At 70.7% G+C, this 17,200-nt stretch carries 17 protein-coding genes; 4 read left to right on the plus strand and 13 right to left on the minus strand.

Features of this window, described 5'->3' with window-relative positions; genetic code table 11:
* Window positions 1-16 precede the first annotated feature (16 nt).
* Together JOF44_RS11540 and JOF44_RS11545 are read left to right on the plus strand one after the other, a co-directional pair.
* Window positions 17-172 (plus strand): hypothetical protein, encoded by a 156-nt coding sequence (locus tag JOF44_RS11540; protein WP_209891262.1) that lies wholly within the window; start codon window positions 17-19, stop codon window positions 170-172.
* 80 nt (window positions 173-252) lie between these two features.
* The gene (locus tag JOF44_RS11545; RefSeq protein WP_209891265.1) at window positions 253-1,041 is read left to right on the plus strand and encodes a fructosamine kinase family protein; all 789 of its coding nucleotides are present in this window, start codon (window positions 253-255) and stop codon (window positions 1,039-1,041) included.
* Between the two features lie 33 nt (window positions 1,042-1,074).
* Here JOF44_RS11545 and JOF44_RS11550 read toward each other — a convergent pair whose 3' ends face one another.
* The 3 genes from JOF44_RS11550 to gdhA all read right to left on the minus strand — a co-directional run bounded on the left by JOF44_RS11550 (window position 1,075) and on the right by gdhA (window position 4,341).
* Window positions 1,075-1,215: a hypothetical protein gene (locus JOF44_RS11550; RefSeq protein ID WP_209891268.1), complete on the minus strand. Its 141-nt coding sequence runs from the start codon at window positions 1,213-1,215 to the stop codon at window positions 1,075-1,077.
* A 42-nt stretch (window positions 1,216-1,257) separates the two neighbouring features.
* Window positions 1,258-2,754, minus strand: coding sequence for a hypothetical protein (locus JOF44_RS11555; RefSeq protein ID WP_245348926.1), 1,497 nt, complete (start codon window positions 2,752-2,754; stop codon window positions 1,258-1,260).
* Window positions 2,755-2,997: 243 nt separating this feature from the next.
* Window positions 2,998-4,341 carry an NADP-specific glutamate dehydrogenase gene (gene gdhA, locus JOF44_RS11560; protein ID WP_209891271.1) on the minus strand — a complete coding sequence of 448 codons (1,344 nt, stop codon included), beginning with the start codon at window positions 4,339-4,341 and terminating at the stop codon, window positions 2,998-3,000.
* A 353-nt stretch (window positions 4,342-4,694) separates the two neighbouring features.
* Between gdhA and JOF44_RS11565 the strand changes: the two genes are divergently transcribed.
* A complete protein-coding gene (locus JOF44_RS11565; protein WP_209891274.1) occupies window positions 4,695-5,960 on the plus strand; it encodes an MFS transporter in 1,266 nt (421 codons plus the stop codon).
* Window positions 5,961-5,989: 29 nt separating this feature from the next.
* Here the strand turns inward: JOF44_RS11565 and JOF44_RS11570 are convergent, their stop codons facing one another.
* From JOF44_RS11570 to JOF44_RS11595, 6 genes are all read right to left on the minus strand, one after another.
* Window positions 5,990-6,547, minus strand: a complete 558-nt coding sequence (locus JOF44_RS11570) for a TetR/AcrR family transcriptional regulator (RefSeq protein ID WP_342591764.1) — start codon at window positions 6,545-6,547, stop codon at window positions 5,990-5,992.
* Between the two features lie 148 nt (window positions 6,548-6,695).
* Complete coding sequence (locus tag JOF44_RS11575; protein WP_245349407.1) at window positions 6,696-9,113, minus strand: glycoside hydrolase family 84 protein; 2,418 nt, start codon at window positions 9,111-9,113, stop codon at window positions 6,696-6,698.
* A 140-nt stretch (window positions 9,114-9,253) separates the two neighbouring features.
* The gene (locus JOF44_RS11580) at window positions 9,254-9,463 is read right to left on the minus strand and encodes a helix-turn-helix transcriptional regulator (protein ID WP_209891281.1); all 210 of its coding nucleotides are present in this window, start codon (window positions 9,461-9,463) and stop codon (window positions 9,254-9,256) included.
* A 14-nt stretch (window positions 9,464-9,477) separates the two neighbouring features.
* On the minus strand, window positions 9,478-9,864 hold the full coding sequence (locus JOF44_RS11585) for a hypothetical protein (RefSeq protein ID WP_209891284.1): 387 nt from the start codon (window positions 9,862-9,864) through the stop codon (window positions 9,478-9,480).
* 73 nt (window positions 9,865-9,937) lie between these two features.
* Entirely contained in the window at window positions 9,938-10,705 is a 768-nt protein-coding gene (locus JOF44_RS11590; protein WP_209891287.1) for a CPBP family glutamic-type intramembrane protease, read from the minus strand.
* Window positions 10,706-10,952: 247 nt separating this feature from the next.
* Window positions 10,953-11,705: a glycerophosphodiester phosphodiesterase gene (locus JOF44_RS11595; RefSeq protein WP_209891290.1), complete on the minus strand. Its 753-nt coding sequence runs from the start codon at window positions 11,703-11,705 to the stop codon at window positions 10,953-10,955.
* A 220-nt stretch (window positions 11,706-11,925) separates the two neighbouring features.
* Between JOF44_RS11595 and JOF44_RS11600 the strand changes: the two genes are divergently transcribed.
* Entirely contained in the window at window positions 11,926-12,384 is a 459-nt protein-coding gene (locus JOF44_RS11600) for a hypothetical protein (RefSeq protein WP_209891293.1), read from the plus strand.
* Window positions 12,385-12,492: 108 nt separating this feature from the next.
* Here the strand turns inward: JOF44_RS11600 and JOF44_RS11605 are convergent, their stop codons facing one another.
* The 4 genes from JOF44_RS11605 to JOF44_RS11620 form a co-directional block, all read right to left on the minus strand.
* Window positions 12,493-13,362, minus strand: a complete 870-nt coding sequence (locus JOF44_RS11605) for a glycerophosphodiester phosphodiesterase (RefSeq protein ID WP_342591765.1) — start codon at window positions 13,360-13,362, stop codon at window positions 12,493-12,495.
* Entirely contained in the window at window positions 13,359-14,753 is a 1,395-nt protein-coding gene (locus JOF44_RS11610) for an ABC transporter substrate-binding protein (RefSeq protein ID WP_209891296.1), read from the minus strand. The genes JOF44_RS11605 and JOF44_RS11610 overlap by 4 nt, the downstream gene beginning before the upstream one ends.
* A gap of 193 nt (window positions 14,754-14,946) precedes the next feature.
* Window positions 14,947-15,885, minus strand: coding sequence for a carbohydrate ABC transporter permease (locus JOF44_RS11615; protein WP_209891311.1), 939 nt, complete (start codon window positions 15,883-15,885; stop codon window positions 14,947-14,949).
* Window positions 15,882-16,916, minus strand: coding sequence for a carbohydrate ABC transporter permease (locus tag JOF44_RS11620; RefSeq protein WP_209891315.1), 1,035 nt, complete (start codon window positions 16,914-16,916; stop codon window positions 15,882-15,884). Before JOF44_RS11620 ends, JOF44_RS11615 begins: the two co-directional genes overlap by 4 nt.
* Between the last annotated feature and the right edge of the window lie 284 nt (window positions 16,917-17,200).

A 17,200-nucleotide genomic window follows, 5' to 3' on the forward strand; every position in this document is an offset into this window, starting at 1 on the left:
GCGCGTCACGACGGCGATGGGCGTTCCCTATGCCGCCTTCGAGGCGCTCACGCTGGGCACGCTCGCCTTCATCATCGCGATCGCCCTGGTCGGCTACCTCGCCGGACGGCCCCTGCGGGTGCCAACTGGTGCCGCGGGGACGACGACGGAGCACCAGGACGCCGCGTCCTGACCTGCCCGCCTGCCGGTGTGACCGAGCAGCCGTCCACATCAGGTGGCGCCCACCCCTGGGCATCTGCGTACTGTGGGCCCATGAGTGACTTCGTGAAGACCGGACCCAGCGCGCCCCAGGGATACTTCGCCGCCGAGGCGGCGGGTCTCGCCTGGCTGGATGAGCCGCAGGCCGTGCCCGTGGTGACCGTGCTCGAGACCGGCAAGGACGAGCTGCGCCTGGAGCGCCTGGAGTCCGTCGAGCCGACGGCCGAGGCCGCCCGCGAGTTCGGCCGCCGCCTGGCACGGCTGCACGACGCCGGGGCCGAGGGCTTCGGCTGGGCACCCGGGGACAAGGCCTGGTTCGGACCGCTCGAGAAGCCCTTCGACGTCGCCTCCGACGTGCGCGAGGACTTCCCGGACTACTGGGCCGACGACCGCCTGCGCCCGCTGGCCGACCGCGTCACCCGCACCCTCGGTGCCGACGGGCACGACACGGTCGACGAGGCGATCGACGTGATCGCCGACGGCGCCTTCGACGGGATCAGCGGACAGGGCACCGAGGAGGCCTCCCGGGTCCACGGCGATCTGTGGTCCGGGAACGTGCTGTGGACCGCCGACGGCGCGACCCTCATCGACCCTGCCGCGCACGGCGGCCACCGCCTCGAGGACCTGGCGATGCTGTCGTTGTTCGGAGCGCCGTTCCTGGACGCGATCTTCGAGGGCTACGAGGCCGAGCATCCGATGCCGGGCGACTGGGAGCAGGACCTGCCCGCCCACCTGTTCTTCGGGCTGCTGGCGCATGTGCATCTGTTCGGGGAGGCCTACGTCGACCAGACGATCGCCACCGCCGAGGCGATCATCGCTCGGGCCGACCAGCTGGGGTTCTGACCCGCGCACACCCGGACGCCGGCACCGCGGCCGTCACCGCCGCCGGACCAGCACCAGCACCAGCACCACCACCAGCACCACCAGCACCACCAGCACCACCAGCACCACCACCACCACCAGCACCAGCACCAGCACCAGCACCAGCACCACCACCGTTGCGCGCTGTGCTTCCACGAACGGAAGCACAGCGCGCAATCGCGTGAGTGATGGGGCTCGTCAGTGCTCGTGCCCCTCGTGCTCGCCGTCGCCGCTCCCATGGTCGTGGCCCTCGTGCTCGTGGCCCTCGTGGTCCTCGTGGTCCTCGTGGTCCTCGTGCTCACCGCCGCCGTCGCTCGCCGCATCGTCGGATGCGGCGTCCCCGGCACCGGCACCGTCGTCGGCCCCGGGCGCGACCTCGTACTCGCCGGAGGCAGTACCGGTGGTCACCTGGATCTCGTGCGGGACCACCGGCAGATCCAGCTCGCGGTAGATCTCGCCGCTGGCCACATCGACCATGGTCAGCGTCTGTGCCGCGGGGTCGACGACGAAGGCGGTGCCATCGGCGACGTCCAGCATCGGGCCGGGCTCCTGCCAGTTCTCCGGCTCGGTCCACTCCCCCGTCACCGGCACCTCATGGAGCATCTCGCCGGTGTCCGGGTCGAGGATGTTCAGCTCCCCGTCGGCGGTGAGCACCAGTGCCTCACCGTCCGGGCCGCGGTCCAGCGAGCGGAACCAGTAGGGCGACCCCAGGTCGACGGTGCTCATCGTGTCGTCCCGGGTATCGATCAGTGCGATCTCGGTGGGGTGCTCGGCTCCTCCCGCGGGGTCCGCCTGCACCTTGTGGTCGGCGAGCACGATCGGTGAGTCCTCATGCCCCTTCTGATTGCCGGACCGCTGGTAGTCGCCCTCGATCGCGACCTTGTGGAACTCTCCGTCGCGGTAGATCACCGGACCGTTCTCGCAGCCCAGGCTGATCACGTCCCCGCTCTCGGTGGACTGGGCGGCCGCCTCCCCGTGCACGCCCGGGCAGTCGTCGGTCTCGGCGGTGACGTTCCCGTCGGCGTCGAGCACCTGGACCGTGCTGCGGGCTTCCTCGGTGCCCTGGGTGGTGAGCAGCCCGCCGTCGGACAGCGGCACCGCGACGCCGTGGTGGGGATCCGCGGTGCTGGTCTCCTCGAGCACGCCGAGGTCCCCCTCCCCGAGCGCGCTCGGGTCGATGACGGTGATCTCCCCGGAGCCGTCGGCGAACAGCGCGGTGCGGTCCCCGTGAGGGACGACGTGTCCTGGCATCGGAGCATCGAGCGAGAGGTCGGTCAGGGCCGGGTCCTGCACGTAGTAGTGGAAGTGGTCGCCGTGGCCCTGGGCGAGCAGACCGGTGTCGTACATGGTGATGGTGTCCGAGGCGCTGACCGCGACATGACGGCCGTCCCCGGCGGGGTTCAACCGCACATAGCCCTCGACGTCCTCGCTGCTCAGGGTGCTGCCGTCGGCCGAATCGAGGGTGGTGATCCCGCCGTCGTGGGCGAGCACGATGCGCGGCGAGAGGGCACCGACCTCGGTGCGATCCGAGGCGGGCGCGGTGTCGCCGCCGGCGTCGGAGCCTCCGTCCGAGGCCCCTCCGCCGGACGGCGCACCCCCCTCTCCGGCTCCGGCGCAGGCCGAGAGGGCGAGCACCCCGACTCCGAGGAGCGCGACAGCTCGCCGCTTCATGACAATGGTTCTCATCTGAATCATGCGACGAAGCGTACCAGGTGTTGAGAACCCTTCTCACCATAGCGACGGCTCATCATAGCGACGGCTCACCATTGCGACGGCCCGACCCGGGAGCCTGTCGTGCGCGCACCGAGCACGACGATCGAGGCACCGCCGGCGACGCGAGTTCTGGGCCCGAACGCGATGGCGCGCTGTGCTTCCGTTCGTGGAAGCACAGCGCGCAATGGCGTCAGGGGCAGGCCGTGCGAGCGGCGGTGGGTCGGCTCAGATGACGCCGAAGGCGATCATCGCGTCGGCCACCTTGCGGAAGCCGGCGACGTTCGCGCCCACCACGTAGTCGCCGGGACGGCCGAGCTCGTCGGCGGTCTCCAGGCAGGTGGTGTGGATGCCCTTCATGATCTCGGTCAGCCGCTGCTCGGTGTGCCCGAAGCTCCAGGCATCGCGGCTGGCGTTCTGCTGCATCTCCAGGGCGCTGGTCGCCACACCGCCGGCGTTCGCGGCCTTGCCCGGGCCGAAGGCCACATCGGCGTCGTGGAAGATGCCCACGGCTTCCGGCGTGCAGGGCATGTTCGCGCCCTCGGAGACCGCGAGGACCCCGTTCTTGACCAGGGTGCGGGCGGCGTCGGCGTCGAGCTCGTTCTGGGTGGCGCTGGGCAGGGCGATGTCGACCGGGACGTCCCAGACGCTGCCGCCGGGGACGAAACGGGCGCTCCCGCCCCGACGCTCGGCGTACTCCACGATGCGTCCGCGCTCGACCTCCTTGACCTGCTGGAGCAGCTCGAAGTCGATGCCGTTCTCGTCGACGACGTAGCCGGAGGAGTCCGATGCGGTCACCGGGATGCCCCCGAGCTGCTTCGCCTTCTCGATCGCGTAGATCGCAACGTTGCCGGAGCCGGAGACGGCGACGCGACGGCCGTCGAAGGAGGAATCGCGGGCCTTGAGCATCTCGTCGGCGAAGATCGCGGCACCGTAGCCGGTGGCCTCCTTGCGCACGAGGGACCCGCCCCAGTCCAGACCCTTGCCGGTCAGGACGCCGGCCTCGTAGCGATTGGTCAGGCGCTTGTACTGGCCGAAGAGGTAGCCGATCTCGCGGGCGCCGACGCCGATGTCGCCGGCGGGGACGTCGGTGTACTCCCCCATGTGCCGATGCAGCTCGGTCATGAAGGACTGGCAGAAGCGCATCACCTCGCCGTCGCTGCGCCCGTGCGGGTCGAAGTCGGAGCCGCCCTTGCCGCCGCCGATGGGCAGCCCGGTCAGGGAGTTCTTGAAGATCTGCTCGAAGCCGAGGAACTTCACGATGCCGAGGTTCACGGAGGGGTGGAACCGCAGACCGCCCTTGTAGGGGCCGAGCGCGGAGTTGTACTCGACGCGGAAGCCGCGGTTGATCTGGACGGTGCCCTCGTCGTCCACCCAGGGGACGCGGAAGATGATCTGACGCTCCGGCTCGCACAGGCGCATGATGATGCCCTGGTCGTTGTACTCCGGGTGACGACCCTGGATGACCTCCAGCGACTCGAAGACCTCCCGCACCGCCTGCTGGAACTCCGGTTCACCGGGGTTGCGGTGCAGCACCTGGTCGTACGTGTTCTGGAGCATCGAATCGATCATCGCGGTCCTTTCAGGGCCCGGGGGTCCCGGGGTCACGGGGTCTCCGCCGAGGCGGAGGTCGGAGCGCCGCCCAGGGTACGCGTCCGCTCCCGGCCGCGGCACGGGCCGTTCGCCGAGTGAACATGCATAGGCCCGATTACCCCTGCACGCTGGGGATACGTCCGACGGGGTCGTTCCGGGGGCAGTTGCCTTCGTCACGAACCCTCCGTCAACACTCCGCCACGAACCCTCCGCCACCAGCCCTCCACCTCGTCCCCCGGTTCGCCCGCTGCAGGGCGCGCGGCGGGCTCGATCGGATGTGACGTCCGACGCGGCGTGCGACGTGCCTCGGACTCATGGGTACGATCGTACGCATGCGCTCCGAGCCGTCCACCCTGCGCCGTGCCCGCGCGGCCGTCGCCACCCTGTTCTTGACGAACGGGGCGCTGCTGGCCAATCTCCTGCCCCGCTACCCCGAGATCAAGGCGGAGCTGGCACTCACCAATTCGACCTACGGGCTGGTCCTGGCCGCCTTCCCCGCCGGCGCGATCCTGGCCGGACTGGGAGCCGGGGCGCTGATCCGACGGCTCGGCTCCGCGCCTCTGGCCACCGGCGGGACGATCCTGACCGCTCTCGGACTGCTGGGGGCCGCCTGGTCACCGAGCGCAGGACTGCTGGCCCTCGCCCTGCTGTGCGCCGGGGGCAGCGATGCGATCACCGATGTCGCGCAGAATGCGCACGGCCTGCGGGTCCAGCGCGCCTACCGCCGCTCGATCATCAACTCCTTCCATGCCGTCTGGTCCATCGGGGCGGTGCTCGGCGGGTCCCTGGCGGCCCTCGCGATCGCCCTCGAGATCCCGCTGCGGATCCATCTGGCGGCCTCCGGCCTGCTGTTCGCGGTGGTCGCGCTGGTGGCGCTGCGCTTCACCCTGCCCGGGAAGGACCCCGAGAACACGCAGATCCCGGCGGGGGCCGATCCGGCAGGCCCCTCCTCCGGTGCCGGGACAGCGCCCTCAGCCGCCGGCGCGAGCCGGGCACGGCTCGCGGTGATGCTGTCGGTACTGGTGGCCATCGCCATCGGCGGCACCCTGGTCGAGGATTCCGGCAACTCCTGGGCGACGCTCTACCTCGGCCGCGATCTCGGTGCCCCGGCAGCGATCGCCGCCACCGGGTACATCGCCCTGGTGGGCGCGCAGTTCATCGGCCGCACGATCGGCGATGGCCTGGTGGACCGCTTCGGTCAGCGCGCCGTCGCCCGGGGCGGGGGCGTGGTCATCACCCTCGGCATGGGATGCGCCCTGGCCGTCCCCACGGTGCCGGGCACGGTCGCCGGCTTCGCCCTGGCAGGGCTGGGCAGCGCGACCCTGGTGCCCGCGGCCATGCAGGAGGCCGACGACCTGCCGGGACTGCGGCACGGCACCGGATTGACGATCGTGTCGTGGCTGATGCGGCTGGGCTTCCTGGCCTCACCACCGCTGGTCGGCCTGGTCGCCGATGCGGCCGGGCTGCGCATGGGCCTCCTGGTGGTTCCGCTGGCGGGACTGCTGGTCATCGTGATGTCCGGCGTCCTGAGCACCCGTGGCCCCGCCGCCGACCACGGTGCGCAGCCGGCGCCCGAACCGATCACCGACCACAGCTGAGCCGCGTCAGCGCTCAGCGGTAGACCTCCTCAGCGCTCTGCGGTGAGCCGTCCCAGTGCCTCCGCGATCAGCGCGGTTCGCGCCGGCGCGGTATGCAGCGCCCGGTGCAGGGCGAGACCCTCGTTCATCGCATCCAGCAGGATGGCTGTGTCCTCGTCGACGAAGGGAGCGAGCGTGGCGCGCGTGCGTGCCATCCAGGCGCTCGTGAGGTCGCGGTATTCGGGGCGGCGCGCCGCCAGGGTGTAGAGCTCCTGGGAGATCACCAGCTCCCGCTGCGTGGAGAAGACATCCTCACCGATGTTCGCGCCGAAGGCCTCGAGCGCCTCGTCCAGCGTCGCGGCGGATGCCATGCGCTGCTCGACCCGCGCGGCCATCTGATCGGCGAAGCGCGCGAAGGCCTCCCGCAGCAGCTCGTCCATTCCGCTGAAGTGGTAGGTCATCGACCCCAGCGGGACATCGGCGGCAGCGGCCACGCGCCGGTGGGACGTGCCGGCCATCCCGTGCTCGGCGATCACGTCGAGGCAGGCATCGATGATGCGATCACGACGCTCGGGGTCGTGACGTCGGGGCCGGGCAGGAACGGGCACGCCCCGAGCCTAGCTGCCGCCCGGGGCGCAGCTTCGGGGTTCCGAGCGCCACTGCCCCGCGCCGTCCCCGCCGACGACCGGACCGCCGACAGGACCACCGACAGAACCACCGACAGGACCACCGACCGAGCGCTCCAGGCTGGTCCGCTCAGGACGCAGGCGCCGTCTCCCCCAGTCCGAACTCGCGCACCTGCACCCACTGCCCGCCGGGGTTCTTCCCGGTCACGCGCAGTCGAGCGACGCGGACCTCCTGCGCCTCCGGCAGCGTCACCTCGAGGACGGAGGAGCCGTCGGTGGAGCCGACCTGCGACCAGCTCGTCCCGTCGGCCGAGAACTCGAGGACGCCCTCGTAGATCTGGTCCCCAGCCGTGGTGTCGCTGCCTGCCATCTGGATCCGGGCGAAGGTGATGGGATGGATCTGCTCGAGATCGATGCGGATCTCGTCGTCGACCTCCGGTGCTGCGTCGGACCAGAACATGGTCGCCAGGTCGCCGTCGACCATCCGCTCGGGTGCATAGTCCTGGTAGGTGCCCAGTGTCGTGCTCGCGGTGGCGGGCAGGCCGCGGAAGGGCAGGGAGGGATCATCGGGCAGCACCGCCCGCAGCTCCTCCCAGGCCCGGGACACGAAGGTCTCGAAGACCCCGTCGCCGACGCTGGGGACGATCTGGTCCTCGCGGTAGACGCCGTCCGCGCGCTGATCGGGCACGGTCGCCTCCCCGGCCGCCGCGATGTGCTGACCCACCCGGGCCGCGGCGGCGGAGGCGTCCTCCAGCCGGTCCTCGACGATCGCCCGCAGCATCTCGAGCTGGGCTCGCAACGCCTCAGCCCAATGACCGGCCGCGGTGATCCACGGGAGGGTGTCGGCGTAGAAGCCCGGGGAGGCCATCGGCTCCAGGGTGTCCTCGAGGCCGACGATGGTGGCCAGACGCTCGCTCAGCTCCTGGCCGCCGTCGGTCCCGCCGTCGTACGCGGCCCAGAAGGCCTCGACGTCGGCCGAGAGCGCGGGAGCGGTGGGAGAGCCGTCGCGGTAGGGCCAGTGGAGGTTCAGATCGACGAAGACCCGCAGGTCGTGGCGGATCTTCTCGTCGGCCCCGGCGAGTTCGTCGAGCACGGCCTGCCAGGAGTCCTCGGCGTCGTAGACGATCGGGTCCCAGCAGTAGTCGGCATAGTTCGCCAGGGCGATCAGCGAGGCGTAGGGCTCGATCATCGGGTTCGAGGTGAAGCCGGCGATGTGCTCGTGCAGCGTCGGGGCGCGACCTTCGAGAGGGTTCAGGAACAGGCGGTCGCGCCGCCCGTCGTTGACCGGGAAGTTGTCCCAGATGAACAGGTGATCGGTGTGGTAGCTCTCGACCGCCCGCACCACGGAGTCCTCGGTGACCTCGGGCGAGAAGACCCCCTCGCCGGTCCATTGGATGCGGACGTCGGGGTGGGTCTGCTCGCCGAAGGTCCTCTTGTAGGCGCTGGGCTCGGAGCCCGCGTAATGGGTGGGCACGGTCTCGAGAGGCTCGAGGCCGTGGGCCTGGACGTAGTCCTCCTGGAGACGGGTGAGGTAGTGGGCCTGCGCCTCGGCGAGGGAGGCGAACTGGGCGGCGTCGGCGTCATCGAGCTCACCGGGGATGTCATCCAGCGCGATGTAGAAGCGGGTGACCCCGAGTTCGCGCAGCTGCTCGAACTTCGTGACCGTGGCCTCGAAGTCCTCGTCGCTGCCGTAGGTGATGTCGTTGCCGGGTGAGAGCGCGTAGGTGAAGCTCACATGGTGCGCGCTCGCGGTCCCCACGAGCTCGGCGAGCTTCTCGAGCTCCTCCCCCTCGTACAGCTCGCGCCACTTCGAGCGCAGCAGCAGGTCGTCCTTGGGGGTGTAGATGTAGGTGTTGAGCTTGTGCGCGCCGTAGAACGCGAAGTGGTCCAGACGGGCCTGGTGGGACCAGGGGATCCCGTAGAAACCCTCGATCGCCCCGCGGATCTCCATCCGGGGAGCATCGCGCACGTGCACGGCGGGAACGCGCCACCCGCCGGCGAGCAGCTGACGCAGAGTCTGGACCGCGTAGTACGTGCCGCGGGCGTCGCGGCCGGCCAGGGTGACCACGGGCCCGCGGTTCCGTCCGGTCGCCAGGACGTAGCCGTCGGCGGCCAGGCCGTCGGGGCCGGGAACGCCGGCGGCCTCGAGCTGGACGGCGATGGTGGGATTGTCCTCGGGCGTGCCGAGGTGGATGCGGGGCCCGGCCACGATGTCGTCGGCGGAGCCCGCGACGACGGTGTGCACGCGGGATCCGGCGCTCTGGAGCACCTCGGCCAGAGCCTCCTGGGCGGCGGTGTCCGTCTCCGCGCCGATCACGACCGTCACCTTTCCGCGCAGCACCACCTCGTGCTCGCTGCCCTGGACCGATCGCGGCCTCGGCCGCAGATCCGAGACGCTCCCGGAGCCATGGCCCGCGTCGGCGAGCGCGGCGGGCAGCGGGAGGGCGAGGGTGCCGCCGAGCGCGAGTCCGAGGCCGAGGGCGTGGCGGCGGGACAGGCCGCGGACGCGGGGAACCGGGGTGCTGTCGGCGGGCGAGGAGGGGGACATGCGATGCACGAAGGACTGGCACCTTTCCGGGCCGCGCCGACCTGCGGGCGCGAGCAGTCCGAGTGGGGGCGGAGGCAGGGGGTGCATCACGGGCGTGACGCGCCCCACAGAAGCAGTGTCAGGTTAACAGGTTAAGCCGTTCACGCCGAGAGGTCCCCGTCGTCGGGATGGAAGATCGCCTCGATCGAGGAGCCGAAGACCGCGGCGATGCGGAAGGCCAGCGGGAGGGACGGGTCGTACCTGCCGTTCTCGATCGCGATGACGGTCTGCCGGGAGACTTCGAGGGCCCTGCCGAGCTCGGCCTGGGACCAGCGCCGGTCGGTGCGGAGGGCCTTGATGTCGTTGCGCATGTCGGTCGCCCCTCTCACCGGTACCGAACGGCGGAGACGATCGTGCCGATGATCCACGAGAGCATCAGGATCGAGAAGGCGAAGATCCAGTTCAGCTCGGGCAGCACGTAGAACTGCAGCACGCCGACGGCCAGGATCAGCGGGGTGGAGACGACGAAGGCGAGCAGGATCGCCTCGGCGATCTTCCGCCGCTCGAACTCGTCGCCGCTGCGATACATCGCAATGTTCGCCCAGGCCATGAGGCCGACGGCGGGGATGACCAGGAGCGCGGGGACCCAGCCGGGCCCGCCGAACGATGCGGTGCCGACGGCGAGCCCGAGCCCGATGGCGTACAGGGCGATGCCGGCGGTGAAGCGGAGGGCGAAGGCGCGGTTGGCGCGGGTGCGGGCGGGAGTGTTCATGACGGGTCCTTTCACAGCGGTCGGGCGAGGACGGCGCAGGGCGCGTGGTCCGAGGAGGAGGGACGGGCGAGAGTCAGCCCACGGCGAGCAGGAGGGTGGGCAGTCCCAGCAGCAGCAGGTCCAGGCCCCAGTGGGCGAGCACCAGCGGGACCAGTCGCCGCATCCAGAGCCACAGCCCGCCGAGCACCAGGCCGGCCAGCAGCGTGGTCAGCACTTTGGCGGCGACGTCGGGCCCGGAGGTGAGGGCGAAGCCGACATGCTGCAGCCCGAAGACGACGGCGACCACGACCAGGGCGCCGAGAGAGCCGATCCGGCGGCCCAGGCGCGGCTGGGCATAGCCGCGGTAGACGGCCTCCTCCGCGCAGGCGATGGTCAGCGGCGCGATCAGCACGGCCACGAGCCCCACCCACAGGGGGACGTCGGGCGCGGGCGGCGGCATCGGCAGGGAGCCGCGGTACACGATCAGGTTGGCGAGGAAGATCGCGACGAGGAATCCGACCACGAGGATCACCAGCATCAGGGCACCCCAGGCGAGGTCGACCCAGCGCCAGGGGGCGAAGAGGTCGCGGAGCCGGCGACCCTCGGCGCGCATCGCGCGGCCGACGATGATCAGGGCGATCACGTCGACGAGCACGACCAGGGCATTGGCGAGCACCAGCGAGCGCTCCGCCGCCAGAAGGCCGAGCCCGAGAGTGAGGATGAGCAGCGGACGGACGACGAGGACGCCGAGGATCCGCCCGACGGGGGCCGGGGCGGTCGCAGCGTCGGCCGGCGATGCATCCGACGAGGTCAGAGCGCTGTGGGGATCGAGAGGGGCGAAGGGTCGAGGTGCGGTGTTCATGCTTCGAATGTAAGGCGCTCTTGACATTCAAGTCAAGGGTTCTTGACACGCAAAGTCAAGATTCCTTGACGTCGCAGGTCAGGCGAGCGCTTCAGCCGAGCAGCCGTTCGAGGCCCTCCGCAAAGGCATCCGCCTCGGAGTCCGTGGTGTCCTGCACCCGGAACGGCGAGCCATTCGCCCCTGGTCGCGACCTCCCGAGGGGTCAGCGCACACGCCTCGGCACTCCGGAGTCCGGCCCTGGTCGCCCTCAGCCCTCGCGCACGTCCAGCTCCCGCTGCACCCAGGCGGGGTCGTCGGTGGTGATCGTGCCGGCGTCGCAGGCGAGCGCGACGGCAAGCTCCTCGGGGGTGTTCACGGTCCACGGATTCAGCTGCAGCCCGGCCTGGTGCGCGGCCTCGGCGGCGCGCAGCGAGAGCCCGCGGATCGACGGGCCGATGCCGACGGCCCCCAGCTCCCGGGCGGTCTCCAGCGCCTGCTGGTCGATCTGCTCGACCAGGTAGGAAACCGCCGTGGCGGTGGCTCGTCGGATCTCGGCGAGCGCGTCGGCGTGGAAGGAGATCACGGTCGAGGCGGCCCCCGGCGACCCCGCCGGCAGGGCCCGCAGCTGCTCGGCCACCGCCCGCGCGGCGGCGGCGACCTTGACCTCGATGAACACCGGCGCGGTGGTCATCGCCAGCAGCTCCTCGAGCGAAGGGATCCCCTCCCCCTCCGCCAGGCGCACCGTGTCCAGCTCGGCACGGGTGAGGTCCCCGATCGCGCCGGTCGCGAGCGGGGAGGCGGGATCGGCGGTGCGATCGATCGTCTCGTCGTGCATGACGACCACGTGCCCGTCGGCGCTGAGATGGACGTCGCACTCCAGCAGCTGCGCACCGTCCTCGAGGGCCCGACGGAAGGAGGCGAGAGTGTTCTCGGGGACGTGCGCGGCGGCGCCGCGGTGCCCGACGATCGCGGGACGCGGGGGCGTGCTCGCGAGGCGTCGTGGAGCGGACTGCTGGGTCATTGCTCTCCTGAGAAGTTGTCGGTCGGTGTCTCCGCGGGACACCGTGGTGGCCCGGGCAGATGTGCACGGGCGGTGAGGATCGGGCCCACCCTCTGGACCCTACCCAGTGGCCTGGCTCACACTGGGGACCTGCGCCCTGACGCAGGGTGCTGTGCCCGTCCCGACGGGCCGGGCATCGACCGGGCGGACCGCCCGGGAAGGGGAACCCATGTTCGGGAACATGATCAGAACCAGGACGACGAACGACCACCGCGACCGCCGTGAGCACCGACTCCACCTGGCGGATGCGGCGCACGGGCGCACCGGTCGACGACGGGTGGCTCCGCTGGCGGGCCTCGCTGTCACGGCGGGACTGCTCGCGGGGGCCGGAGCGGCCGCCGCGGACGGTCCTGGAAGCGGTGACGGCGAGAACCTGTTCGAGGGCACCTGGACCTTCGGCTACACCGAGAAGACGCTGACCGCCGAGGAGCTCGGCGACGTCGTCGAGGCGAAGGCGGAGGCCCGCGGCCCTGACGAGATGTCCTTGTCCGTCCGCTGTGCGGACGGCATCGACACCTCGGTCCGGGACTACGTGGCGTACTGCGTCGCGATCGCCGACGAAGGGGTCGAGCACCCCTGGAAGCTCACCGGTGGCCCGGCCGACGCCGGGCTGGTGGTCGAGGTCGAGAACTTCGGCTGACCTGACCGGCCGGGCACCGGCCGACAGGGCACCGGCCGGCAGGGCGACCTGACCTGCCGGTGGGGATCGGCCCGGCGGCGACCGGACGGTGCCGCCGGGCGGACCGCCTCAGGGCCCCGTCAGCTCCTCCCTCCGGGCGCGGGCCCAGGCGGGGTCGTCCACCGTGACCGTGTCACAGCCCAGCTCGAGGGCACGCGCCAGCTCCTCCTCGGAACGGGCCGTCCAGAGATTGAGCTGGATGCCGAGCTCACGCGTCCGGTCGACGTCCGCCTGGCGTGCGTCGGCGATCCGCACCCCGATCTGGGCGACGCCCAGCTCCGCCGCGGTCTCGAAGAATTCCGGGGAGGTGGCGGTCGTGGTCAGCAGCAGCGGGATGCGCGGCTCCGCCTCCCGTGCCGTCCGCAGCGCTTCGGGATGGAAGGAGATGATCTGTGCCGGCGAGATCCGCTGATCCCAGGCGTCCTGGTCGAAGTGCTCCATCAGGATCCGGGCGACGCGCTCGGCGGCGGCCGGTGCCTTGATCTCCACCAGCAGCGGGACGCGGGTGCCGTCCCTGCGGACCGCGGCGTCGAGCACCTGGTCGAGGGTCGGGATGTGCTCGCCCTTGCCCACCAGCACCCGGTCCAGCTGCGCGCGGGTCAGATCGGACACCGCCCCGGTGTGCAGCGGCGACTCCTCCTGCGCCGTCCGATCGATGGTGGCGTCGTGCATGATCACGTCGACCCCGTCGCTGCTGAGGTGCACATCGCACTCCAGCAGCTGAGCACCTTCGGCGATGGCGCGATGAAACGAGAGCACCGTGTTCTCCGGCTCCAGGGCGGCGGCCCCCCGGTGCCCGACCAGCGCGGGCAGGGCCTCACCCGTGGGCTCGTGCCCGTGCGCGCCCGTCGGCCGTCGCTCTGCGCCCGTCATGCGCTGCGCCGCCTCGTCCGTCGGCCGCCGCCCGGCCGAGTCGGACGTGCGGGCGGGGGCACTCACTTCCACCCCTGGAAGTCCACGGCCTCGTACGACTCGCGGTCCTCGTCCAGGCCTTCCTGCAGCTCGGCCGCCAGGGAGTCCAGGACCTCCTGCGGCGAGGAGCCGTCGCCGTAGACGCGGCCCTGGGCGACGCCGATCTCGTTGACCCGGCCGGCATCCCAGTTGGTGTAGTCCGCGGTGCGGGCGTTCTCGAGCTGGTTCAGGGCCACCAGGTAGTTGGGGTTCTCGGCGACCAGGTCCTTGACGGCCTGGGTCTCCGCGGCGGCCTGGACGATCGGCACGTATCCGGTACCGATGTGCCAGGTCGCGGACTGCTCGGGCCCGGCCAGGAAGCGCAGCAGCTCGGCGCAGGCGTCCTGGCGCTCCTGCGACTCCGTGCGCACGATCGACAGGCCGGATCCGCCGGTCGGGACCTGCTTCTGCTCGCCCTCCTTCGAGAGCATGTAGGCCACGCCGATCTCGAACTTCCCGTCGGCGGCCACGGTCTGTCCGGTCAGGCCGGCGGTGGAACCGCGCCAGCCGGCGGTCACCCCGGACTGGAAGTCCGTGCCGGCGTCCTTGGCGAGGTAACCGTAGCCGGCGTCGTGGATGAACGCCCGCTGCCACTGAAGCCACTCGACCCCGATCTCGTCGTTGATGGTGACCTCGAAGTCCTGATTCGAGTTCGCTCCGCCGAAGCCCCAGATGTCGGCCTGGCCGTGCCAGGCATCGGGCGAGAAGGCAATCGCCGACAGCGGCCGTCTCTCGACCTCGATCTTCGCCAGCTCCGGGGCGAACTCGGCAAGGTCCTCCCAGGTGCTGGGGCCCTCTTCGGGCAGTCCGGCCTCCTGGTAGCGGGTCTTGTTGAAGTAGAACAGCGGGGTGGAGCGGGCGAAGGGCACCACGAACGTCTCGCCGGCCACGATCCCCTCGTGCACGTAGTTCGGGATGTAGACGTCCGTGCTCCACTCGTCATCGAAGTAGCCGTCCAGCGGCACGAGCGCATCGGAGGCGTGGAACTGCAGCCACTGCATCTCGGGGAAGCAGACGATGTCCGGGACAGTGCGGGCCTGCAGCGAGGCGGTGAACTTCTGGACCAGGTCGTCGTACCCGCCCACGGACTCCGCGATCGCGACGATCTCGTCCTGGGACTCGTTGAACTCGGTGAACAGCTGCGTGACGACCTCGTAGTTCTCCGCCGTGAAGGGGGCCCAGAACAGGATCGGGGTCCTGCCCTCGTACTCGGGCGGGACCGTGAGGTCGGCCTGGGTGAAGCCGTCGCGGATGTTGCTCTCGGCGCCGTCGCCTCCGCCCAGCGGTGAGCCGCAGGCGGCGAGGCCGGCGGCGCCGGCGCCGAGGCCCATCGCGGTGAGCAGACCACGACGGGACGGGGTGATGAGGGTGCGGGACATGCGGATCGCTCCTTGGGGTGCGGGTGATCGTGCGGGGCTGGGGTGATCTGCTCGACGGCAAGGCTGGTCAGGGGTGCGCAGCGCGGCGACGCTGGAAGCTTTCGGCTCCCTGTGTGACCTCGATGCATCTATGGCCGTGAGGTCACGCTGAGGACCGAAAGGGGGTGCCGGCCGGCACCGACGGGCCGGGCCATCACTTCAGGGCTCCGGCGGCGAGGCCGCCGATGATGCGCTTCTGGGCGAGGAAGAAGAGGATCAGCATCGGCAGGGAGACGAACACGGCGCCGGCCATGATCACGCCCCAGTTGCTGTAGCCCTCCTGGCTGCGCAGGAACAGCAGGCCGATGGGCAGGGTGCGCATGTCCGCGGTGGAGGTGACGATCAGCGGCCAGACGTACTCGTTCCACTTGCCGACCATCACGATCAGCGTGGCGGTGAGGATCATCGGGCTGGACAGCGGCACCACGATGGTGAGCATGCGACGGATGTGCCCGGCGCCGTCGATCTCCGCGGCCTGCAGGATGTCGCGATCGATGGTGCGCATGTACTGGTACAGCAGGAACATCGCGAAGGCGCTGGCGATGCCCGGCAGGATGATCCCGGCGTACGAGTTCAGCCAGCCCAGGTTCGCCACGGTGATGTAGTTGACGATCAGGGTGACATGGCCCGGCAGCATCAGCGAGGCGATGATCAGGGCGAAGGCGATCTTCTTGAACCGGAACTCGACGAACACGAAGGCATAGGCGCACAGGATCGCCAGCGAGATCTCCAAGAAGGTGCCCACCCCGGTGGTCACGATCGAATTGACGAAGAACCGGTCGAACGGGGCGGAGCTCCACGCCTCGGTGAAGTTCTCCAGGGTCAACGAGGTCGGGATCCACTGCAGCGGCCAGGAGTAGATCTCCCCGTGCGGCTTCAGCGACGAGGAGAACAGCCAGAACAGCGGGACGAGGAACACCGCGATGGTCGCGAGCACCCCGGCGACGAGGACGCCGGTCACCCAGCGCGGCCGACGGGGACCGCGACTCCGGCCGCGGTTCGCCCGCGGGCCGCCGAGGGTGCCCTCGGCGGAGGCCCCGGAGGTCGCAGGGGCCCCGGAGGCGGGGTCGGGATGCAGGGTCAGGGAGCTCATGAGTCGTAGTTGACCTTCCTGTCGCCGACGCGGACCTGCAGGTAGGTGATCACCAGCAGGATCGCGAGCAGCACGGTGGCGGCCGCCGAGGCGGTGCCGATGTCGAACTTCTGGAAGGCCTCCTCGTAGACCATCCAGCTCAGCGTGCTGGAGGAGACCCCGGGCCCGCCGCTGGTCATGATCGAGATGATGTCGAAGGCCTGGGCCGCGGAGATGATGCCCGTGATCGACAGGAAGAAGATGATCGGGCTCAGCAGCGGCAGGGTCAGATGGCGCAGCAGCTTCCCGCCGTGGGCCCCGTCGAGCGCGGCCGCCTCGTAGAGATCCTTCGGCAGGTCGAGGATCGCGGTGTAGCAGATGACGGTCACGAAGCCGAGTCGCTGCCAGGTGTAGGCGATGGTGATCGCCCACAGCGACCAGTCCGAGGTGGTGGTCCAGTCCGGCGAGGCGGCGCCGAACAGGGAGAACACCCAGCGTGACAGCCCGTAGTTGGGGTCGAACATGAACAGCCACAGGATGCCGACGGCAGCGCCGGGGAGCATGTGCGGGGCGAAGGCCATGGTCTGCGCGAAGCCGGTCAGCGGGACCTTGGTGGCCAGCAGGCTGCCCAGCAGCAGGCCGCCGATGATCGAGCCGACCACGCTCACCCCGGTGAAGACGAGCGTGTTCAGCAGGACCTGCCCGAAGCTCGGGTCGGTCAGCAGGTCGATGTAGTTCTCCAGGCCCACGAACTCCGGACTCGGCGCCACGAAGTCCCATTCCATGACGCTGAGGCCGATGTTGTAGAGAGCCGGGTAGTAGGAGAAGACGATGATCGCGATCAAGTTCGGAGCGATCAGCGCGCCGAACAGCATCGCGTCGCGTCGACGGCGCCGACGGCGCTGCGGGGAGGTCCGGGACCGGAGCGGGCCGGGGCTCGCACCCGGGATGCCGGATGACCCGGGCCCCGGTCCGGCGGCACCGGGGTCTCCCTCGGCCCCGTGCGGGGCCGAGCGGCCCGGGTCGGGGTGCGGTCGGACGGCGAGTGTCATGAGAGCGCTCCCAGCTTCCTGGTCGGAGGGCGGCCCGGACATCGGACAGGGCCGACGTCGACGACCGCCCACACCGTAAGGACGACTCCGACGTGGGCGCCACCAGCGGGAACGTCGTGGTGAACCGATCGTGAACACCTGCTGTCACCCCTGGTGGGAGCGCTCCCACGCCGCCCCGAGGGGGCCCGAGCCGAGCAGAGTGGGGCCGTTCGGGGGCGGCGTCCACCGAGCGTTCATCGGCGCGTCCCCGACTGTTCCACCGTCGCGCGATCCCCCCGCGATCC

The organism is Brachybacterium fresconis (assembly GCF_017876515.1).
In the GTDB taxonomy this organism is placed as follows: Bacteria; Actinomycetota; Actinomycetes; order Actinomycetales; family Dermabacteraceae; genus Brachybacterium; species Brachybacterium fresconis.